This window comes from Fusibacter sp. QWL-12 (genome assembly GCF_058683495.1).
Window position 1 is genome coordinate 1,477,239 of the sequence record NZ_CM178745.1, and the last position, 20,292, is coordinate 1,497,530.

Genomic DNA, 20,292 nt, shown 5'->3' on the forward strand with positions numbered 1-20,292 from the left:
ACAAGGAAGCTTATTATTCTACTACAAAGCTTTTCTTAAATTCTAAAATTGCCGCTTTTAACGCTTCTTCAACATCAGCAGTCATTTCACCTTTTTCGATGATTGATTTTCCGATTTCAGGATGATTTAACTTTAAGAACTCAATTAAACCACTTTCGAACTTAGAAATGTGTGCAACTGCAATGTCTGTCATAAACTTGTTGACGATTGCATAAATCACCATAACTTGCTCTTCAACTGCCATCGGTCTGTATTGAGGCTGCTTTAATACCATCATTAATCTCTCACCATGCTCAAGTGTCGCTTTTGTATCCTTATCAAGTTCAGAACCGAACTGTGCGAAGGCTGCAAGCTCTCTGTATTGAGCGAGTTCAAGTTTAATTTTTGAAGCGACTTTCTTCATCGCTTTAATTTGAGCATCCCCACCAACACGCGATACAGAGATACCAGCATTAACCGCTGGTCTTTGTCCTGAGAAGAAAAGTTCTGACTCAAGGTAAATCTGACCATCTGTAATAGAAATTACGTTTGTTGGAATGTAAGCAGATACGTCACCTGCTTGTGTTTCAATGATTGGTAACGCTGTGATTGAGCCTGCACCTAACTTATCTGAAAGTTTAGCAGCACGCTCAAGTAATCTACTGTGTAGGTAGAAAACGTCACCTGGGTAAGCTTCACGTCCTGGTGGTCTCCTAAGAAGCAAGGACATTGCACGATAGGCAACGGCGTGTTTGGACAGGTCATCATAGATAATGAGGACGTGTTTGCCATTATACATTAACTCTTCAGCCATTGTAACGCCTGCATATGGTGCAATATATTGAAGTGGCGCTGGATCAGATGCGGTCGCAGAAACGACACATGTATAATCCATTGCACCGTGGTCTTCTAATTGCTTAACGATTTGAGCAACCGTTGAAGTCTTTTGTCCAATTGCTACATAGATACAGTAGACATCGGTATTTTTTTGATTGATGATTGTATCAATCGCGATAGCCGTTTTACCTGTTTGTCTATCGCCGATGATTAATTCACGTTGACCTCTTCCGATAGGAATCATAGAGTCAATCGCTTTAATACCTGTTTGAAGTGGTTCATGAACTGACTTTCTGTCAATAACTCCAGATGCTTTTACTTCAATCGGTCTAGTTTTCGTCGAAGCAATTGGGCCTTTGCCATCAAGTGGCTGACCTAATGAGTTAACAACACGACCAAACATTTCCATACCAACTGGTACTTCAACAACGCGTTCAGTTCTCTTTACGAGGTCCCCTTCTTTAATCTTTTCGTCTGAGCCAAATAGAACAACACCGACACTATCTTCTTCTAAGTTTAGAACCATGCCGTAAACTTCAAATGGGAATTCAAGAAGCTCACCTGACATACAATTTTGGAGACCATGGACTCTTGCGATACCATCGCCAACTTGAAGAACAGTACCAGTATCCTCTACTTGAAGCTTAGACTCATATTTCTTAATCTGTGCTTTAATCACAGAACTAATTTCTTCTGGTCTTAGATTCATGTCTTGCACACTCCTACTAAATAATTATTTGAGTTAGCCCCTCGAGCATACCTTCTAGTTTAAATTTAACGGAACCATCGATAACTTTATCACCTAATCTTACGACCAAACCACCCAAAAGCTCTGGGTTGATCTGTGTCGATAACACGATTTCTTTTCCAGTCATATTCTTTAGATTATTCACTAAAGTATTTAACTGATCTTCTGATAAAGGCACAACGGATTCTACTGTGACTTTGACTACGCCTTTGTATTCATCAACGCGTCTATCAAAATCCCATTTAATAGAAAGTAAGTCGGATCCTCTCTTCTTGTCCATGATAATTTTCAAGAAATTGAGTAGTGTTTGGGATACTTGGTCACCAAAGGTTTCTTGAAGTACAGCTTTCTTTTCTTCAATATTTACCTTCGGTGTTTTTAGAATTTCGTAAAAGTCTGGATACTCTTTTAAGATCGACTCCACAAAATCAAATTCACTTTGAACCAAATCTAAGCGTCCTTCCTCAACAGCGACATCAAATATCGCTTCCGAATAAGTTTTGCTTACTAATTCTGCCATTGAGTCTCACCTACTTCACTTATGAACTTATTGATAAGTTCTTTGTGATCTGCTTCGTTGAGATCTTTCTCTACAACTTTTGAAGCAGCAAGTATCGTAAGCTCAGAAATCTGACCTTTTAACTCATTAACCGCTTTTACGCGTTCTCTTTCAAGTTCTCTATGTGCATTAAGCTTCATAGTATCCACTTCGGTTTCAGCCGCTTTAACGATTTCAAAAGCTCTGTTTTCAGCACGTTGCGTGTATTTTTTAACGATTTCTTTGCCTTCATCATCAGCATGAGTCAATTTCGCTTCATAATCCGCTTTAAGCTGTTGTGCTTCTAAATCCAAGTTTTTAGCTGCTTGAATTTGATTTTTGATTTCGTTTTCACGCTTTTCCATGAATGCTGTAACTGGACCGAAAAGGAACTTTCTGAGAATCAAGTAAAGAATGAGTGTATTGATCAGCTGGAACACAAATGTCCAGTCTGGACTCACAAGTCCCAATCTAAGACTTGAGTTTACAATATCGATACTCATGTATTACCTCCCGTTTATTTCGGTTTTATTAGAGCATGTTTACAAGTGGGTTAGCGAATAATAAAATTAATGCGATAACAAGACCATAGATACCAGTTGTCTCTGCAACTGCTGCACCAAGTAGCATTGTTCTAACGATGTCACCTTGTGACTCAGGTTGTCTACCAACTGCTTCAGCACCTTTACCAGCTGCGAAACCTTGTCCGATACCAGGGCCGATACCTGCGATCATAGCAAGACCTGCGCCAATTGCTGATGCTGCTAATACAAGAGCTTTACCTGTAATTAATGTTTCCATAAAAAGATCCTCCCTTGATAATTATGATTCATATTTGATTAAAACTTGTCGCCTACTTGCTTGGAATTCATCCACTAAGGCGACGGCTAGAAAATTACGCCTATAACAACGGATTAGCAAAGAGTAATACAAGAGCGATTACAAGTGCATAAATACCTGTTGTTTGCGCAACTGCTTGACCTACAAGCATCGTTCTAACGATCTGAGATTGCATCTTCGGTCTTTTACCAGTGGCTTCTGTACCTTTGCCGGCAGCGTAACCTTGACCGATTCCAGGTCCAACTCCAGCGATCATCGCCAGACCTGCACCTATGGCAGAAGCCATAATCACTAAGGCATTGCCTTCCAAATTGATCAAAGGATTTCCGAAGAGCATAATTAGCGCAACTACAAGTGCCAAGATACCTGAAGTTTCTGCAACAGCAGCTCCAAGTAACATAACCATTGTGGTTTCACGAAGCGACTTAGGATTTCTCGATACCGCTTCTGCGCCTTTTCCCGCTGCATATCCCTGACCTACGCCAGGACCTATACCGGCAATCATCGCGAAACCCGCGCCAATTGCCGAGGCTGCTAGAACAATCGCCTTAGGTTCAAAACTCATCAGCCAATTTAAAAAATCCATTATAAAATTGCTACTTTCCATGAGTTCACCTCTCTAAGTACTCTCTTATTCCATTGCCCCAGAAATAAATACCATTGTCAGCATTGTAAAAATAAACGACTGTAACAGACCTGCGAACAAGTCAAAATAAATGTGAAGCACTGCAGGTAAACCTGCTTGGAGTAACGGAATTGTAAGTCCAAACAGCATTTCTGTAAAGCTTCCTAACGCACCATACAACAACGACATGATGATGACCCCTGCAGATATGTTTCCGAATAGACGGAAACCCAGCGAAATTGGGTTTGCCAGTTCACCAACGATATTGAGTGGCAACAGAAACGGCATAGGTTGTAAAAACCCTTTCGAATAGCCGCCAAGTCCTTTGCTTTTGACGCCAAATACTTGAGTCAATACAAAGGTTGTGATCGAGAGACACATAGTCGTGTTAAGATCTGCTGTAGGGGGCCTAAACCCTAAGAGACCTATAATGTTGGAAATCCCTATAAATAATAGAAGCGTTCCTACAAAAGGTGCCCACATGTAATTTCTCTCTCCCATGTTTTGCTTGGTGAGGTTATTAATAGTCGAAACAAGTTGTTCTACAACGAGTTGTAGTCCCTTTGGCTCTTTCTTCATGTTGCGCGTCGCTATTATCGAAAAGACAAATAGTACGGCAATTATAAGCCAAGTGACGGTAACCGTTTCCGAAACTGGGATATCGCCAATACCAGGTATACCTTCGATGGTAAATGCGATGCGTGGTCCAAAACCTTCACTGCCCACTAGATTCATCCTCCTTTCTTCTTAGAATGTTTCTGAAAAAACGTTTATCTCCTAAAAAATTGCCCATTAGGATGATAATCTTGATGATAACGAGGCCTAGGATTGTTCCTAATACATTTATATAAGGTGCGACGATCGATACATAAAGAACGATCGCTGTCACAATATACCTAATAAAATACTTAATAACAGTAAAAGACTGTGCCTTATCCGACTGCATTTGTACCGCACGACTTAGCGTATTGGATAACTCCATAAAATTGAGTCCACTGATTGCAGATCCAAAGATTACGCCTAAAATAAAAGGCTTCGGATCCTTTATGGCGATAAACAAAACGCCTATAATGATGGCGTCTACAATTAGAAGCCAAGTCATGATTCTTTTTTGTGTTTGTTTTAAAGCGTTCATTTTGCCACCTTTTTTATCATTCCCATTATTATATCATTTAACAATTCATTTGATAATTCCTCTTTTTGTTTACACTTTTTCAAATATTCTGATATTTAAAGCTAAACGATGAGGGCTCTCTGATTTATTGATCTCTCTTATCACGTATATCTTCATCAGAGTCAATGGCTTTATTTTGCTCAGTACTATCCTTATTTTTCTCGAGAGACTTCTCAAAATTATGGACATAAGATGAAGGACTTTCTTTACTTTCATATTCTTTACTCTTTTGCATTGAGAGCACATACAAATTTCGAAAAGAGGAACCAACACCTAGAAGAACAAAAATAATAAGGAATATGCCATTGGTTTTAAAAAAACGGTCCAAAAAAGCTCCGAGCAAAACACCCCCAAAAATGGGGACTAGCATCATAATTCCAACTTGAGAAATTAGTGCTAAGTTCTGCAATATGCTTTTGTTGGATTTTTTATTACCAAACATATTCCTTCACCTCAAATAATTGTCATAATACAAGAACAATACCATTTATTATAACACATTTTATGTTAAGCCAAAATATATAGTTAAATTTTTATCAATTTTTCCAATTGCGCAAAGCTTGGATAATTCTCTGGCATGCATGACCGTCGCCATAAGGATTCATCGCCTCTGACATCGTCTGATAATGCTCAGCATCGACAATTAACTTTTCCGTTTCGCGATAAATGTCTTCTTTTTCGATTCCAGCTATGACAACCGTTCCTGCATCAACTGCTTCTGGTCGTTCAGTTTCAGTGCGCAAAACAACAACAGGTTTACCAAGTGCTGGTGCTTCTTCTTGTATACCACCCGAATCTGTCATAATAAGATATGACTTTGCCTCTAAATTTGCAAAATCCTCGTAGCTTAATGGCTCAATTAAGTGAATTCTATGATGTTGATCTAGATATTTTCTTGCGACGGATCTAACAGCTGGATTTAAATGCATCGGAAAAACCAACTCAACATCTTCATGTGCTTCAATTAAGTCTCTAATGGCACCGAAAATATTTTCCATTGGCTGTCCTAAATTTTCTCTTCTATGCGCTGTCAAAGCGATAACCTTATGACTTTCAAAATCGATTTTATTCAACATTTCGCTTTCGAAAGTATAATTTTCATCAATTACTTCGAATAATGCGTCGATTACAGTATTCCCTGTTTTGTAAACTACTTGTGGATTAATACCCTCTTTTATTAAGTTATCAACATTTCCTTGAGTAGCAGCGAAATGTATGCTCGCAATTCTAGTGGTTAATAAGCGATTCATTTCTTCCGGATATGGGCTGTACATGTTAAAACTTCTAAGTCCTGCCTCAACATGACCCACAGGAATCTGAGCGTAAAAAGCTGCAAGTGCGCCAGATAAAGTTGTGGATGTATCCCCATGCACCAGTACGACATCTGGCTTTTCTTTCTTTAACACCTCTTCAACACCAAGCAAAACCCTTGACGTTATTTCACTTAATGACTGACCGGATTTCATAATGTTTAAATCATAATCTGGCTGAATCTCAAAAAGATCTAAAACTTGATCAAGCATCTCTCTATGCTGTGCTGTAACACAAACGATAGACTGCATATCACTTTCTCTCTCAATTGCTTTTACAAGTGGCGCCATCTTAATCGCCTCAGGTCTGGTTCCAAAAAGTGTCATTATTTTCATAAAATCCTCCTAGGTGAAGTCATCATATGTTAAAAAAAGCCCTCGAACAAATCGAAGGCTTTAATAAATCGTTATCATGTGAAAATGATTAACCATTTTTTTTCTGCATTATCAGCGTCCGATTAATAGGTATAAAAGTTACAATTGCAGCTAATATCAACAAAACTAATGCATGCATCCAGTTTTGTTTTAATAATGCAATCGCACCAGCACCTAATAGTGCAGAAATTAAATACATTGATAAAACGGTTTTTCTTTGCCCTAATCCCATAGACATTAATCTGTGATGTAAATGGCCTTTGTCAGCTTCCATTATAGGGCGTTTGTTAATCAGTCTTCTTAAGATGGCAAATGCAGTATCAAAAATTGGTATACCAAGCGCTAAGATTGGTACGACAACGGTTATCGCCGTTGCACTTTTAAGTGCTCCATCAATTGAAATGGCAGATAAAACCAAACCTAAGAACAATGCGCCCGCATCTCCCATAAAGATCTTTGCAGGGTTAAAGTTATATGGTAAAAACCCTATAGAGCTGCCCGCTAAGATCAATGTGATCATTGCTGCATCGTATTGATGATTCAAAATGGCAATATAGCTCAGTGTAACTGCTGCTATCGCTGAAATCCCAGCCGCAAGTCCATCTAACCCATCGATCAGGTTAACTGTATTCGTCACGCCAACGATCCAAATCATTGAAATAGGTAACGCAAAATGCTGCAAGAAGATAAAATCAGATTTACCAAAGAAATTTGTAAAGAAAGTGATTTCATAACCCGATTTCACCAAGATAAAAGCTGCTGCAATTTGAAACAATAGCTTTAGCTTCGCGCCTAATGGTTTAATATCATCGATCATCCCTGTGACGAGCATCACACAAGAAGCGATAAATAACCCTATGAGTTTTGTCGTTTCAACATTGGAAAAAAGAAACATGCTCACGAAAAAGCCTGAGAATATAGCGATACCACCCCAAAGCGGCATTGGCTTTTTGTGCATGCGTCGATCATCCTTCGGAACGTCCACTGCACCTAGTTTGTTGGCAAGCTTAATGACAAATGGCGTCATTATAAAGCTGATTAACCCTGCGATAATTGCTGGAATATACATTAAACACCTCGACTATTTTGTGCCGAATAAACGGTCTCCCGCATCTCCTAATCCTGGCACGATGTAAGCGTGATCGTTGAGTTTTTCATCGATTGACGCAATATAAATGTTAACATCAGGATGTGCAGCTTGAACTGCCGAAATACCTTCTGGACAGCCAATTAAGCAAACCAAACGAATGCTCTCTGCACCTCTGTCTTTTAAGAATTGAATCGCTGCATTAGCAGAACCACCTGTTGCAAGCATTGGGTCAACCACAATAAGATCTCTTTCATTGATATCTGTTGGCAACTTACAATAGTATTCAACAGGCTCTAATGTTTCCGGATCACGATAAAGACCAATATGGCCGACTTTAGCAGCTGGTAAAAGATTTAAGAAACCGTCAACCATTCCAAGACCCGCTCTTAAGATTGGTACGATACCTAATTTTCTTCCTGAGAGCATTTTTGTCTTAGTTTTACAGATTGGTGTTTCAATTTCAACCTCTTCAAGTGATAGATCTCTTGTTACTTCATATGCAAGAAGCATAGAAACTTCTTTAACGAGCTCTCTGAACTCTTTTGATCCTGTATTTTTATCTCTGATCAAGCTTAATTTATGTTGGATCAATGGATGATTCATTTCAAATACTGTACTCATACTGCACCTCTTATAAATATTTTGATTCGATTTCGAATATTTTTGCTACGCGACCTTCGTGTCTGCCGCCTTCAAATTCTGCGTCAAAGAATGCATCGACAATTTTAAGTGCCAACCCTTCTCCAACAACGCGTTCTCCTAGAGCGATGATATTTGCATTGTTATGCTTTCTCGCCATTTCAGCACTGAATGTATCGCTAACTGGTGCAGCGATAATACCTTTTACTTTATTGGCTGCGATAGAAATGCCAAGCCCTGTACCACACACCAGAACACCTAACTCACATTCTCCTGATGTAATGGCATTCGCCACTTTGAGTGCATAATCCGGATAATCACAGGATTCTTTGCATTCAACGCCGAAATCTACAACCTCATAGCCCCTCTCAACTAAATGTGCCTTAATGACAAGTCTTAGATTAAATCCGCCATGGTCTGAGCCCATTGCAACTTTCATTTGCAACCTCCTTATTCATTTTCAAAATTCCTAATCCATTATAAAATCTATAGATATAAAAAGCAAATTAAATTCTCGTTACTTTACCTTCCGCCGCTTTTTTCAATCGATTCATAATTGCCTCACCCAAACCGGTTTCTTCAACGCCTCTAGCGATAATTTGCGTGCAACCAACCGAATCAAAAGTTCTCAGTGACTCAAATAATATTTTTGCATACTCCGTCAGATCTTTAGATGATCCAGCGCTGATAATATAGTAGCTTTTATCTTCAATACCTTCTAGTGCAACCATGCGTTCTAACACTGATGCCTCTTCACCAAAAGTAAGGATCCCTAGCTTTTCATTATCTACTTGCGCGCAATTGACTACTGCTTCAAAAAGATGTTTAACAATCTCTGTTGGACTACCAATACAAACTACCACTGTTGCATTTGGCGCATAATGACGATATTTCATCCCTGGTGCTTTTGCGACGCCATCAGTTTCAATTTTATCTTTTGTAATTGCAGCATCAAACTCACATGCACCAACCACCTCTTTGATCATTTCACAAGTGACTTTACCAGGTCTTAAAATAACCGGAACCTCACCAGTGACGTCTAAAACTGTGGACTCTAAACCAACCTCTGCCGAATCACCTGCAACGATATAGTCAACGCGTCCCATCAAATCCTCGATTACAGTTTTAGCCTGTGTGGGACTTGGTTTACCAGAAAGATTGGCTGACGGCGCTGCGATTGGTTTACCCGATAATCTAATGAGCTCTAGTGCAACAGGATTTGAAGGCATTCTGATTCCTACGGTTGATAAACCACCAGTGACCTTTAAAGGAACCCTCTCATTTTTTTTCATTACAAAGGTAATTGGACCTGGCCAGAAAGCATCCATTAACTTGTGAACATTTGGTCTTATTTCTATGACAAGTTCATGCAGCATCTCCAAAGATGCGATGTGCACGATTAAGGGATTATCAGAAGGTCTTCCTTTTGCTTCATAGATTGCATCAACAGCGCTTTCAGATAGCGCATCCGCTCCGAGGCCATATACAGTCTCTGTGGGGAAGGCAACCGTTCCGCCATTAGAAAGGCACACAGCAGCATCTTTTAGTATTTCACTTAGCACTTCGTGCGTCATCTCTTCTTTTACATTTATAATTGTCGTATTTCTCATATCACTATTCCTCTGATTCAACCTCAATTTGATTGTGGCTTAATAAAAATCTTCGGACGTCGAGTCCTCTGATTTTGCCACAACAAAGTTGTGGCTTAATAAAAATCTTCGGACATCGAGTCCTGCGATTTTGCCACAACAGAGTTGTGGCTTAATAAAAATCTTCGGACATCGAGTCCTGCGATTTTGCCACAACAGAGTTGTGGCTATATAAGAAAAAACCTCGGATTGCTCCTCAGTTTTTAGTCAAAATTCATCTTGCGACCGATAGTTATAGCCGCACTAATGTTTCTCTATTAAATGCCCATTTTAAAAGCATTGGTGTAATCAAAGTTGAAACCAACACCATTGAAATGGTAGCTGCCATTCCAGATTCACTCAAAATACCCATTTGAACACCATAGTTGGCAACGATGATGGCTACCTCTGCCCTAGGAATCATACCAATCCCAATTTGAAGCGATTGTGCCTGATTGAACCCAGAAACTCTAGCGCCAAAACCACAGCCAATTATTTTACCGATTGACCCTAAGATGACCAGTAAAAGACCTATACTTGTCGCTCTAATTGCCGCCTCTAAATTGATGTCCATTCCGATCGATAAAAAGAAAATCGGTGTAAACATCATTTCAGAAATTTTATTAATATCATGCGATACTTTATGTTTATAGGTGGTCATAGAAAATATGACGCCTGCAAAATAAGCACCTGTTATCGCAGCAACACCAAACTCTTCAGATATAAATGCCAACGCAAGGCAAATAATTAATGCGGCGACATCTATTTTTTCACTTAAGTCATATCTTTCTTTTAGCCACTTAATCGCTTTTAAAGTAACAAAACCCACCACTGTAATCACTAAGAACAAAAGCGCAACTTCAATAACGACTTGACTCACCGAATGTGAAAGTCCAGGTCTGACGATACCTACTAAGATGGTTAACAGAACGATACCAATGACATCATCGATAATTGCAGCACCTAAAATCATTACACCTTGATGAGACTTTAGCTTGTCCATTTCCTTAAGTGTCTGTACAGATATACTTACCGACGTTGCCGTCGTCACGATGCCCAAAAACAACGCAGCTGTCTGGTCAATGCTTGGAAACAACAGTTGCACACCAAAAAATACCAGTATTGCTGGTGCAACAACACCGCCCATCGCTATCAAAGAGGATGTTTTTAAGCTTCTTCTAAGCTCATCCACATCTGTTTCAAGACCTGCGATAAACATCAGCATGATTACGCCGATTTGAGCAAAGGATTGAAGCGAATGCGTCTTCTCTATCAATCCAAATCCCATTAAAATCCCTGCGATAATCTGACCTAATACGGCTGGTTGCTTTAGCTTTGTACTGATTTTTCCTGCTGCATGCGCAACAAATAACAAAACCGCCAATTGTAAGATAAATAAATAATCACTATCCATAAATCCCCCCAACTTATGGAGACTACCTCAACTTACCAACGTTTATAGTATACGCCTTTTTTATAGGACTCACAAGGTTTACACTTCTTCAAGTGCTTTTAAAGCTTCTGTTTGGAAGAATGTGGTCAACTCATCGATCATTTCATCGATTTCACCTTGCATGTAACTGTCTAACTTATACATTGTAATTGGAATACGGTGATCTGTAATTCTTGCTTGTGGGAAATTGTAAGTTCTAATTTTAGCACTTCTATCACCAGTACCAACTTGACTTCTTCTTTCTGCAGCGATTTGCTCGTTTTGTTTCGTGAGCTCGATCTCATAAAGTCTTGCTTTTAAAACTTGCATCGCCTTCTCTTTATTGGACAATTGTGATTTACCATCCTGGCAGCTAACCACAAGCCCCGTCGGTAAATGCGTAATTCTTACCGCTGAGTCGGTTGTATTTACCGACTGTCCACCATTACCAGAAGATCTAAACACGTCGATTCTTAAATCATTTTGATTGATGTTAACTTCGACATCATCCACTTCAGGTAATACAGCAACCGTAGCAGTAGATGTGTGAATTCTACCACCCGACTCCGTTTGTGGAATTCTTTGAACACGGTGTGTACCGCTTTCATATTTCAACTTAGAATAAGCACCATTTCCTTTAATTAGGATTGAAGCTTCTTTAATCCCGCCAACACCCGTTTCATTCGTGTTGAGCAATTCAACTTTCCATCTTTTTCTTTCCGCAAAGCGAATATAGAGTCTTAAGAGCTCTGCAGCAAATAAACCAGCTTCATCGCCACCGGCACCTGCTCTAATCTCTAATATAACGTCTCTTTCATCATTCGGGTCTTTAGGAAGTAATAGCTTTTTAACTTCCATTTCTAGCACTTCAACCTTTTCTTCTAAGTCAGCCAACTCGATCTTCGCTAATTCTCGAATCTCTTCATCGCCTTCTTCGAGCATTTCTTTTGCTTCTTCTATCCCGTTTACAACTTCCTTGTATTCGCGATACTTAAGTACAATACTTGATAACTCCGAATGTTCTTTCATCAGTCTTTGCCATAATTTTTGATCGTTGATTACCTCAGGATCAGAAAGCTTAAGGCCAAGCTCTTCATATTTTTCTTCTATGAATTTCAACTTATCAAACATGCTAAAATCCTCCAACTCTTATCTTTGTCCATATATAAATCTCGGAATACCATTCAAATCTGAAAAATGGTCTACCGATTTAAAATCATTTTCTTTCAATAAAGCTTCAATCGCTTCATATTGATTGTGTCCCGCTTCAAAGTAAAGATACCCATTAGGATTTAAGTGTTCCTTCGCTTTGGGAATCAATCTTCTATAAATATCCAAACCGTCTTCGCCTGCAAAAAGTGCAATGTGAGGTTCATACTCTGTGACCTCTGGTTCAAGTGTCTCTAAATCACCGATTGGAATATAGGGTGGATTTGAAACAATCAAATCGAACTTACCTTCAATGTTTTCAAACAGATCACTGAGTACAAACTGAACCCGTTCAGATACATTGTGAAAAATGGCGTTCTTTTTCGCAACCTCAATCGCATTCTCCGATATGTCACTCCCTACGACACTTGAAAAAGGAAAGTGCATAGCGAGTGTTATCGCTATCGCGCCACTGCCGACACCAATATCAAGAATCTTCGGATTTGGAATCTTTATCGTGTTAATAATCCGTTCGACAAGTGTCTCTGTTTCTGGTCTAGGGATTAAAACAGATTCATTTACAAAATAGTCAAATCCATAAAAGCCTTGTTTTTGGACTAAGTATTGTAGTGGCACGCGCTTTATTCGACCTGTCACAAAGTCATCGATACGTCTTTGCTCGTCTTGAGAAAGCAATCTCTGTTTCGCCAGAACCAGTTCAATCGGCTCAACATCAAGCACATGACAAAGTATGACCTTAGCTTCATACTGCCAAGCATCTGTAATCGGCATTAAACTCTTTTCAATTTCTTTTTGTTTGGTATATAAAGTAATCATAACTAAAAAGTAGGATCCGCCTCATCTAAAACACTTTTAAAAGCTGCAATAGCAACCTCAAGTTGCTTGTCATCTGGTTCCTTAGTGGTAATTTTTTGCATCATTAAGCCTGGATAACTAAGCGCTCTAACAATTGGATGTGTTGATTTTCCAGCGATACGAATCATTTCATATGAAAGACCTGCAACCACTGGAAAGAGTAACAGTTTAATTAAAAGCCTTACGATAACACTGTTCCAACTGATGAACGTAAAAATAATAATACTGATCATTAAAACAAAGAAGATAAAGCTCGTGCCACATCTAGGATGTAACGTCGTAAAGGTTCTTGCGTTTTCAACCGTTACCTCTTTACCACTTTCGAAACAATGAATGGTTTTATGTTCTGCACCGTGGTATTGAAAGACTCTTTTTATGTCTTTCATCTGTGAGATTACCACGATATAGGTGACGAAAACAACAATTTTCATAACGCCTTCAACTGCACTTAGTAATAAAGTGTTTGTGATGACGCCTCTTAAAAATCCAACAATAGCCGTTGGCAATGCTCCGAATAAAAGAAGTGCAAATATCACTGCAAAAACGATAGAGAATCCTAAAAGAATATCATCTGCTTTTTTTCCAAACTTTTCATTCAACCAAAGCTCAAATTTGCCTTTTTCTTCAGTGCCATCTCCCTCAGCAAAAAACTCAGCTGAATACGTTAATGCTCTTACCCCTATAATCATAGAAGAAATAAGTGCAACAATTCCTCTGATCATAGGCAGTTTGAAGATAGGATGCGAAAAATGCTTGCTAATAGGATCAACCTTTAATTCGATTTCACCGTTAGGCTTTCTAACCGCAATCCCGATTTTGTCTTTCCCTCTCATCATTACCCCTTCAATCAGTGCTTGTCCACCGATCGAAGTATATTCTACATTTTTTTGTTCACTCATAAAGTCACCTTCGATTCCTTGTACTTGAAATAGCAATCCGCACATAAAGATTCGTACTCAACATGGTTTTCACCATCTATCGCCACTTGTTCACCTTCAAATACAAAATCACCATTTATTTTTCTACCATTAAGAATCGCCTTTCTACCACAACGGCAGATGGTTTTTAGTTCTTCTAGACTATGTGCCAACAGCAACAATCTTTCCGAGCCTTCAAAACCCTTCATTAAAAAGTCAGTTCTAAGACCATAGCAGATAACAGGAATATCTTGTTTAACGGCTATTTCGAAAAACTGATCAATCTGACCTTTCGTGAAGAATTGCGCTTCATCGACTAATATACAATCTATTTTACCGTGACGCTCACGCCACGCCATTACTTCCTCAATAACATTTGCTTCCTTTTTAACGATAACATCGACTTGCTTCGTTATTCCCAATCTTGAGACGACTTGATCGCCGCCTTTTGTATCTGTGTAGGGCTTAATAATGATCGCCTGCATACCACGTTCGGTGTAGTTGTGCATTACTTGCATCAGTGCAGTTGATTTTCCACAATTCATTGCGCCATATCTAAAGTATAACTTTGACATTTCAAGCTCCTCAATTTATAGTTTTATTCTATTTTAACACAATCGTATTTATAATAATAAAAATTTATAGTAAACAAATCTTAAGCCACGCTTCTTCTTTGTTCAATAAACCTTGTCAATATAAATAAAAATCTTTGGATACGTCACCCTCAGATTTTACATCAACTTTTTTGCAGCTAAATAAAAAAGGTTAGGACTACCCCATCCTAACCTAATTACAAGCGACTTATTTAAGATTGTATTTTTCCTTAAACTTCTCAGCTCTACCGCCACGCTCAACTGATTTAGCTGTACCAGTGAAGAATGGATGGCATTCAGAACAAATTTCAATTCTGATCTCATCTTTTGTAGAACCTGTTGTGAAAGTATTGCCGCATGCGCAATGTACTTCAACTTTTTTGTAGTCTGGATGAATTGACTGTTTCATTATGTTCACCTCTCTCCTTATTAATTTATCTCAAGTTTCAATATTCAAATTTCAAGCCTTATCATTGTAACACACTCTATTTAATAATTCAACCTAAAAAACAAAATCTTTTAATCTTTTGCTAAAATTTGAAAAAAGCTATGATTGTCTTTTGTAGAGAGTAAAGTATCAATAAACTTCTCGACAATTTCAGAGTTGTTATAGCGGTCGAGATTTCTTCTAATTCGCCAGATACCTTCAAGCTCTTCCGTATTTAAAATAAACTCTTCTCTTCTCGTTCCCGACTTACGTATATCAATAGAAGGAAAAATTCTCTTCTCAGACAATTTACGATCTAAAATCAGCTCCATATTGCCAGTGCCTTTAAACTCCTCAAAGATAACATCGTCCATCCTAGAGCCAGTTTCAACAAGTGCCGTTGCAAGGATCGTCAACGATCCACCCTCTTCAATATTTCTTGCTGCGCCAAAGAATCGCTTCGGTCGATGCAGCGCATTGGGATCAAGTCCACCAGAAAGGGTTTTACCACTAGATGGCATAACGAGGTTATAAGCTCTTGCTAAACGTGTGATACTATCCAGCAAAATAACGACGTCTTTTTTCTGCTCAACTAAAGCTTTCGCTCTATGAAGGACCATTTCAGCTACCTTAACATGATGTGAAGGCAGCTCATCAAAAGTACTATAAATAACATCCGCATTGATCGAACGCTTCATATCCGTTACTTCTTCCGGACGTTCATCGATTAAAAGAACAATCAACTCTACCTCTGGATGATTTTTTGAGATGGCTTTAGCGATCTTTTGAAGTAAAATCGTCTTACCAGATTTCGGTGGTGCAACGATTAATCCCCTCTGTCCTTTACCGATTGGCGAAACAATATCGATAATCCGCATCGCATGATCCTTATAGTCGCCAGAAAGTCTAAAGCGCTCATTTGGATAAAGTGGTGTCAAATCGTCAAACCTAGGTCGTCTGAACCCTGAAATCGGGCGCATGCCATTGATAGACTTCACATAAAGCAAAGCTCTAAAGCGTTCACCAGCATTTGGCTCACGAGTTGAACCTAGTATTTTATCTCCCGTTCTCATAGAGAATTTTCTAATTTGCGAATTGGATACGTAGACATCTTGATCACTGGTTAAAAAGTTTTCAAATCTCAAAAACCCATAGCCTTGCTCTGTGATTTCAAGGACACCTTCCACCTCTTCAACTGCGCCATCCTTGTGTTTATAAATTCGCTTTTGCTCTTTAGAAGCTTCAGCAACCTGACCTTCATATTTGATGTTTTCTTCAGAGGCTCCAGCATCCTTTGATAGTGCTTCTTGTGCTCTTATCTCAAGTGCACCTTCATCATCGCCAATTTCTGCCTCAGAATCCTCTTCATCCTCGGTTGTTTCATCCTCTTCAGCCACATCTTCATCTTCAATTTCCGGCTCATAAACAAAGGGTTCATCGTCATTCTCTTGAGGCACATTTCCGCCAATAATGAGATCAATCAGTTCATCTTTTTTCAGCTTCTCAAAACCAGCCAACCCCATTACCTTGGCAATTTCCTTAAGGTCAGCAACTTTTTTCTTCTGAAGTGTTCTTATATCCATATCGCCTCCATCTATTACCGCACAACTTTAAAAGGCTTTGCGAATTTTTCGAAAAGTCCTTAGCATTCAACTAAAATTAAGTAAATATATTAATAATTGGGAATTTAATAATTAATAGAAATGTAAATAAAAAAAGAGTAAATTATGATATAGTCTAATTAAGCTACAAACTTTATAAAGAGTTATAGCAACATACTAACACACTTTAAGAATCGAATCAAATGGTGAGCATATAATGAAAAGAAATCTATTATTCGCAAGTTTGTTTTTAGTCCTTTTTTTTGGTGGCAGTACGTCCTTTGCTGCGCCGACCATGGGCGAAAACGTCGTTCAGGGCGACATCTCACTTGCAGGTCAACACATCGCTTTTGAAACCGGCAGTTTTGTTATAAACGGAGAGATCATGGTATCTGCAAAAACCTTGTGTGAAAAGTTAGGAACGCAGGTATTTACAGTAGAAAAAACAGGACAGGTAATCGTCTATAGAGACAACATCTTCATGAAATTTTCTCCAAATCAAGCGACGGCATATGTAAATGGCAAAGCTAAAACCATGCCTGTAAGTGCCATCTTATATAAGGGTGAGCTATTGATTCCTGCATCCTTCGCTGCTAAAACACTTGAAATGAGCTACAGCACAGTAGCTTCATCTGAGCTGGCCATCGATTACAGAGAGAACTTACTCGAATATCAACAGATTGGTTTCAGACACTTTAAACGCATCAATCTATCCAACTGGGGTGTCAGCTTCTACGTGCCTGAATACTGGCAAAAACTAAGTGAAGCAGAAGAACTTTATGGCGTTGAGGATCCTTTTGAAACCTATTATTTTGATGTGAAATTTTATCCACTTGGCAAGCAGTATTCGCGTGCTGTTTTGACAGAATCGCTCCTTACAGACTTAAAATTTAAGTATGGCGATGATTTTCAAAGACTTTCTAACACAACACAGACCATCAATGGCTACAAGGCGGATGCCATCTATTATGATCTAATAGAAAATGGGATTACGAATCACTATGTTTCTTACGTCTTTTTCGAACAAAACAACGGCTACATTTTGACTGGAAAATTCCCTCAAACCTCTAACGAAGTAGATGCATACGATCTGATTGACGATATCATCGGGACATTTTCTATCATTAAGCTTTCAATCAACGATCAACTAGAGCACTATACAGAGCTCCCACACTTCTTCGAAATTGGCATGTCATTAAATAGTCAAATTTACTCAAATATGCCGGTTGAAAATCAGTTTTTATTTTCAGGAAGTATCGATCCTGAATCAGGGGTTAAAGGCTTTCATATTATCGTTTCAAAGGGTTCAGAAGAAATAGATTATTATGTTCCTGTGGAAGATGGACAATACAACAGTAAAATTTATACACCATTTGGTCTAGGCAAACACAACATCACCATTTATACGGATCTATCTGACGGCACAGAGGATATCTACACGTTACCTAGCGGTGGTGTTACTGAAAATTATGCTGAAGAACCTTCAGATGTAACAAATGCTCTGACAGAGGATACGATAGATGGTTTATCTGAAGAGGAAGCAATCACTTTAGATGAAATTGTTACAAACGCTCTATTGATGAACTTCGATATGAATACCGAAGACATGGTTATGAAATTTAGTTTGCTCAATACTTCAAGTGATGCTATCAAGTATCTTCTTCCTTCAGAGTATGTGAACTACGATGCACTTGCGGTATACAGCATATCAAATGGTCTGACTTATAATTTGACCAATCAATTTGCAAAGGCAAAAACACTCTACGGCTACGTAACTTCTACCTACGCGTACAGCAATACCGTCCACGGAGAAGGGCTACTCAATATGCAACAGCTACTTACAGTGAAAGAAGCCAATGCAATTGAGCTCTGCTTTGTCTACACAGGATTACTAAGATCAGTCGATATTCCAGCAAGAGTGGTCAGAGGCATTTCAGAGGAAGGCATTGAATACTGGGTTGAAACGTATATCAACGGCGCATGGTACGTATCCGCCATTTCACTTGAAAATGGAAATGCTTTTGATTACTTCAACTTGAACCGCAACATCTTCTATGAACCATTCAGTTCTGTTGAGCTGCTGCCTTTCTAAAAGGTAAACAACTTATATACTAGTAACTCCATTATATTTTAAAAAAAATCAGAGGTGATGATCACCTCTGATTTTTATATTCTGAAACATATATCTTCCCTAACTTACCAACTTTATTACTTTAAGCCCAAAATTGCTCTCGCTTCATCTGGTGTGGCCACTTCACGACCCATCTCTTTAGCGATTCTGACAATTCTTTCAACCAACTGCGCATTTGATTTTGCAAGTTCACCTTTGCCATAGTAAACATTGTCTTCAAAACCAACCCTAACATGCCCACCTAGTACGATTGCCATCACTGCTAAAGGTAGCTCACTTCTTCCAATTCCAGCAACTGTCCATGTCCAGCCCTCTGGCAGACAGCTTACCATATACATCAAATCCTCCGGTGTTCCTGGGCAAGCACCTGGTACACCCAGTACAAAGTCTACATGAACAGGGCTTTTGAGAAGACCTTTTTTAACAAGGCGCTTCGCATTTTCGATCATACCGCGTTCAAATACTTCAACCTCAGGTTTCACACCTTCTACTTGCATTTTCTCAGCGAATTTTTCGATATATTCTTCTGAGTTCATAAAAACATCGGGACCAAAATTACAAGTACCACAGCTGAGCGTTGCCATTTCTGGCGCTAAATCAACTGGCTGTAATCTTTGTTCAGGGGTATGCCAAACCGCACCACCTGTAGACGGTTGGAAAATGATATTGCATTTTGCTTCGATTTTTTCTTTGATTTCCTTATAGACTGCCATGTCTTGAGTTGGTTCACCAGCAGCATCTCTCGCGTGGATATGAACGATAGAAGCTCCCGCTTCATAGCATTCATAAGCATCTTGAGCGATCTCATCTGGTGTAAGTGGTAAATTGGGTTGCTGTGCTCTTGTTACCTCAGCGCCTGTTAAAGCTGCTGTTATAATTAGCTTTTCCATTGCCCACCACTACTTTCTTTGTTTGTTTTTAGGTACAACACAAGTGCCGACTGCACGACAAACAACGATTGGCTCTTCTAAGACATCACAAGCTGACTCATTAAGGTCAGGTCTAGGGATAATCACTTTTCTTGCTTCAAAAACCATTTTTCTAGAAGAATTACCGACTTGCGTAATTTCGCCCACCGCTTCAATATAGTCGCCAGCATATACCGGTGCTAAAAACTCAACTTTTTCATACGCTGCAAAAAGGCCTTCATCGCCATCATGACGAATTAACAATTCAGTTGCTACGTCTCCAAACAAGTTTAACATTTTGGCACCATCTACAAGGTTGCCACCATAATGCGCGTCGTGCATGCTCATACGCATTCTAATCATCGCTTTTTCTGACATAAAATCCCTCCTAAAATAGTTTCCCTCACTCCTATTTTAGCTAAGCAAAAGAGGTAGGTCAACCATCTCCTTCGGTTATTACAAAAACCAAAGATTT

At 39.0% G+C, this 20,292-nt stretch carries 23 protein-coding genes; 1 reads left to right on the plus strand and 22 read right to left on the minus strand.

Going from position 1 to position 20,292, the window contains the following annotated elements:
• Window positions 1-13: 13 nt before the first annotated feature.
• From atpA to rho, 20 genes are all read right to left on the minus strand, one after another.
• On the minus strand, window positions 14-1,525 hold the full coding sequence (gene atpA / locus AC4PID_RS07440; RefSeq protein ID WP_492134940.1) for a F0F1 ATP synthase subunit alpha: 1,512 nt from the start codon (window positions 1,523-1,525) through the stop codon (window positions 14-16).
• A gap of 16 nt (window positions 1,526-1,541) precedes the next feature.
• Window positions 1,542-2,084, minus strand: coding sequence for a F0F1 ATP synthase subunit delta (locus tag AC4PID_RS07445; RefSeq protein ID WP_492134941.1), 543 nt, complete (start codon window positions 2,082-2,084; stop codon window positions 1,542-1,544).
• On the minus strand, window positions 2,072-2,605 hold the full coding sequence (gene atpF / locus AC4PID_RS07450; RefSeq protein WP_492134942.1) for a F0F1 ATP synthase subunit B: 534 nt from the start codon (window positions 2,603-2,605) through the stop codon (window positions 2,072-2,074). The genes AC4PID_RS07445 and atpF overlap by 13 nt, the downstream gene beginning before the upstream one ends.
• A 28-nt stretch (window positions 2,606-2,633) precedes the next feature.
• Window positions 2,634-2,903 carry an ATP synthase F0 subunit C gene (gene atpE, locus AC4PID_RS07455; RefSeq protein WP_492134943.1) on the minus strand — a complete coding sequence of 90 codons (270 nt, stop codon included), beginning with the start codon at window positions 2,901-2,903 and terminating at the stop codon, window positions 2,634-2,636.
• Window positions 2,904-3,003: 100 nt separating this feature from the next.
• Window positions 3,004-3,549 carry an ATP synthase F0 subunit C gene (gene atpE, locus AC4PID_RS07460; protein WP_492134944.1) on the minus strand — a complete coding sequence of 182 codons (546 nt, stop codon included), beginning with the start codon at window positions 3,547-3,549 and terminating at the stop codon, window positions 3,004-3,006.
• 24 nt (window positions 3,550-3,573) lie between these two features.
• The gene (gene atpB / locus AC4PID_RS07465; RefSeq protein ID WP_492134945.1) at window positions 3,574-4,302 is read right to left on the minus strand and encodes a F0F1 ATP synthase subunit A; all 729 of its coding nucleotides are present in this window, start codon (window positions 4,300-4,302) and stop codon (window positions 3,574-3,576) included.
• Window positions 4,283-4,702, minus strand: coding sequence for an ATP synthase subunit I (locus tag AC4PID_RS07470; RefSeq protein WP_492134946.1), 420 nt, complete (start codon window positions 4,700-4,702; stop codon window positions 4,283-4,285). The genes atpB and AC4PID_RS07470 overlap by 20 nt, the downstream gene beginning before the upstream one ends.
• A 124-nt stretch (window positions 4,703-4,826) precedes the next feature.
• Window positions 4,827-5,183 (minus strand): AtpZ/AtpI family protein, encoded by a 357-nt coding sequence (locus tag AC4PID_RS07475; RefSeq protein ID WP_492134947.1) that lies wholly within the window; start codon window positions 5,181-5,183, stop codon window positions 4,827-4,829.
• A gap of 94 nt (window positions 5,184-5,277) precedes the next feature.
• On the minus strand, window positions 5,278-6,387 hold the full coding sequence (gene wecB, locus AC4PID_RS07480; RefSeq protein WP_492134948.1) for a non-hydrolyzing UDP-N-acetylglucosamine 2-epimerase: 1,110 nt from the start codon (window positions 6,385-6,387) through the stop codon (window positions 5,278-5,280).
• A gap of 88 nt (window positions 6,388-6,475) precedes the next feature.
• Window positions 6,476-7,495 (minus strand): MraY family glycosyltransferase, encoded by a 1,020-nt coding sequence (locus tag AC4PID_RS07485; RefSeq protein ID WP_492134949.1) that lies wholly within the window; start codon window positions 7,493-7,495, stop codon window positions 6,476-6,478.
• 12 nt (window positions 7,496-7,507) lie between these two features.
• The gene (upp, locus tag AC4PID_RS07490) at window positions 7,508-8,137 is read right to left on the minus strand and encodes a uracil phosphoribosyltransferase (protein ID WP_492134950.1); all 630 of its coding nucleotides are present in this window, start codon (window positions 8,135-8,137) and stop codon (window positions 7,508-7,510) included.
• Between the two features lie 10 nt (window positions 8,138-8,147).
• Window positions 8,148-8,594: a ribose 5-phosphate isomerase B gene (rpiB, locus tag AC4PID_RS07495; RefSeq protein ID WP_492134951.1), complete on the minus strand. Its 447-nt coding sequence runs from the start codon at window positions 8,592-8,594 to the stop codon at window positions 8,148-8,150.
• A gap of 67 nt (window positions 8,595-8,661) precedes the next feature.
• Window positions 8,662-9,765, minus strand: a complete 1,104-nt coding sequence (locus AC4PID_RS07500) for an L-threonylcarbamoyladenylate synthase (protein WP_492134952.1) — start codon at window positions 9,763-9,765, stop codon at window positions 8,662-8,664.
• Between the two features lie 271 nt (window positions 9,766-10,036).
• Window positions 10,037-11,197: a cation:proton antiporter gene (locus AC4PID_RS07505; protein ID WP_492134953.1), complete on the minus strand. Its 1,161-nt coding sequence runs from the start codon at window positions 11,195-11,197 to the stop codon at window positions 10,037-10,039.
• Window positions 11,198-11,275: 78 nt separating this feature from the next.
• Complete coding sequence (gene prfA / locus AC4PID_RS07510) at window positions 11,276-12,346, minus strand: peptide chain release factor 1 (protein WP_492134954.1); 1,071 nt, start codon at window positions 12,344-12,346, stop codon at window positions 11,276-11,278.
• Window positions 12,347-12,364: 18 nt separating this feature from the next.
• Entirely contained in the window at window positions 12,365-13,201 is an 837-nt protein-coding gene (gene prmC, locus AC4PID_RS07515) for a peptide chain release factor N(5)-glutamine methyltransferase (protein WP_492134955.1), read from the minus strand.
• Between the two features lie 2 nt (window positions 13,202-13,203).
• Window positions 13,204-14,139 (minus strand): DUF1385 domain-containing protein, encoded by a 936-nt coding sequence (locus AC4PID_RS07520; RefSeq protein ID WP_492134956.1) that lies wholly within the window; start codon window positions 14,137-14,139, stop codon window positions 13,204-13,206.
• Window positions 14,136-14,732, minus strand: coding sequence for a thymidine kinase (locus AC4PID_RS07525; RefSeq protein ID WP_492134957.1), 597 nt, complete (start codon window positions 14,730-14,732; stop codon window positions 14,136-14,138). Before AC4PID_RS07525 ends, AC4PID_RS07520 begins: the two co-directional genes overlap by 4 nt.
• 226 nt (window positions 14,733-14,958) lie before the next feature.
• Window positions 14,959-15,159 (minus strand): 50S ribosomal protein L31, encoded by a 201-nt coding sequence (gene rpmE, locus AC4PID_RS07530; RefSeq protein WP_492134958.1) that lies wholly within the window; start codon window positions 15,157-15,159, stop codon window positions 14,959-14,961.
• Window positions 15,160-15,269: 110 nt separating this feature from the next.
• Window positions 15,270-16,760 carry a transcription termination factor Rho gene (rho, locus tag AC4PID_RS07535; protein WP_492134959.1) on the minus strand — a complete coding sequence of 497 codons (1,491 nt, stop codon included), beginning with the start codon at window positions 16,758-16,760 and terminating at the stop codon, window positions 15,270-15,272.
• A 235-nt stretch (window positions 16,761-16,995) separates the two neighbouring features.
• Here rho and AC4PID_RS07540 point away from each other — a divergent pair, with 235 nt between their 5' ends.
• On the plus strand, window positions 16,996-18,870 hold the full coding sequence (locus AC4PID_RS07540; protein WP_492134960.1) for a stalk domain-containing protein: 1,875 nt from the start codon (window positions 16,996-16,998) through the stop codon (window positions 18,868-18,870).
• A gap of 116 nt (window positions 18,871-18,986) precedes the next feature.
• Here the strand turns inward: AC4PID_RS07540 and kce are convergent, their stop codons facing one another.
• Complete coding sequence (kce, locus tag AC4PID_RS07545; protein WP_492134961.1) at window positions 18,987-19,799, minus strand: 3-keto-5-aminohexanoate cleavage enzyme; 813 nt, start codon at window positions 19,797-19,799, stop codon at window positions 18,987-18,989.
• 9 nt (window positions 19,800-19,808) lie between these two features.
• Entirely contained in the window at window positions 19,809-20,195 is a 387-nt protein-coding gene (kal, locus tag AC4PID_RS07550; protein WP_492134962.1) for a 3-aminobutyryl-CoA ammonia lyase, read from the minus strand.
• Window positions 20,196-20,292: the final 97 nt, after the last annotated feature.

Coding starts and splice junctions, on each gene's coding strand:
- kal (WP_492134962.1), bottom strand. CDS start 20,195: ATGTCAGAAAAAGCGATGATTAGAATGCGTATGAGCATGCACGACGCG.
- prfA (WP_492134954.1), bottom strand. CDS start 12,346: ATGTTTGATAAGTTGAAATTCATAGAAGAAAAATATGAAGAGCTTGGC.
- AC4PID_RS07470 (WP_492134946.1), bottom strand. CDS start 4,702: ATGAACGCTTTAAAACAAACACAAAAAAGAATCATGACTTGGCTTCTA.
- AC4PID_RS07475 (WP_492134947.1), bottom strand. CDS start 5,183: ATGTTTGGTAATAAAAAATCCAACAAAAGCATATTGCAGAACTTAGCA.
- rho (WP_492134959.1), bottom strand. CDS start 16,760: ATGGATATAAGAACACTTCAGAAGAAAAAAGTTGCTGACCTTAAGGAA.
- atpB (WP_492134945.1), bottom strand. CDS start 4,302: ATGAATCTAGTGGGCAGTGAAGGTTTTGGACCACGCATCGCATTTACC.
- wecB (WP_492134948.1), bottom strand. CDS start 6,387: ATGAAAATAATGACACTTTTTGGAACCAGACCTGAGGCGATTAAGATG.
- AC4PID_RS07500 (WP_492134952.1), bottom strand. CDS start 9,765: ATGAGAAATACGACAATTATAAATGTAAAAGAAGAGATGACGCACGAA.
- AC4PID_RS07445 (WP_492134941.1), bottom strand. CDS start 2,084: ATGGCAGAATTAGTAAGCAAAACTTATTCGGAAGCGATATTTGATGTC.
- prmC (WP_492134955.1), bottom strand. CDS start 13,201: ATGATTACTTTATATACCAAACAAAAAGAAATTGAAAAGAGTTTAATG.
- atpE (WP_492134943.1), bottom strand. CDS start 2,903: ATGGAAACATTAATTACAGGTAAAGCTCTTGTATTAGCAGCATCAGCA.
- rpmE (WP_492134958.1), bottom strand. CDS start 15,159: ATGAAACAGTCAATTCATCCAGACTACAAAAAAGTTGAAGTACATTGC.
- AC4PID_RS07485 (WP_492134949.1), bottom strand. CDS start 7,495: ATGTATATTCCAGCAATTATCGCAGGGTTAATCAGCTTTATAATGACG.
- atpA (WP_492134940.1), bottom strand. CDS start 1,525: ATGAATCTAAGACCAGAAGAAATTAGTTCTGTGATTAAAGCACAGATT.
- atpE (WP_492134944.1), bottom strand. CDS start 3,549: ATGGAAAGTAGCAATTTTATAATGGATTTTTTAAATTGGCTGATGAGT.
- AC4PID_RS07525 (WP_492134957.1), bottom strand. CDS start 14,732: ATGTCAAAGTTATACTTTAGATATGGCGCAATGAATTGTGGAAAATCA.
- AC4PID_RS07505 (WP_492134953.1), bottom strand. CDS start 11,197: ATGGATAGTGATTATTTATTTATCTTACAATTGGCGGTTTTGTTATTT.
- atpF (WP_492134942.1), bottom strand. CDS start 2,605: ATGAGTATCGATATTGTAAACTCAAGTCTTAGATTGGGACTTGTGAGT.
- kce (WP_492134961.1), bottom strand. CDS start 19,799: ATGGAAAAGCTAATTATAACAGCAGCTTTAACAGGCGCTGAGGTAACA.
- upp (WP_492134950.1), bottom strand. CDS start 8,137: ATGAGTACAGTATTTGAAATGAATCATCCATTGATCCAACATAAATTA.
- AC4PID_RS07520 (WP_492134956.1), bottom strand. CDS start 14,139: ATGAGTGAACAAAAAAATGTAGAATATACTTCGATCGGTGGACAAGCA.
- AC4PID_RS07540 (WP_492134960.1), top strand. CDS start 16,996: ATGAAAAGAAATCTATTATTCGCAAGTTTGTTTTTAGTCCTTTTTTTT.
- rpiB (WP_492134951.1), bottom strand. CDS start 8,594: ATGAAAGTTGCAATGGGCTCAGACCATGGCGGATTTAATCTAAGACTT.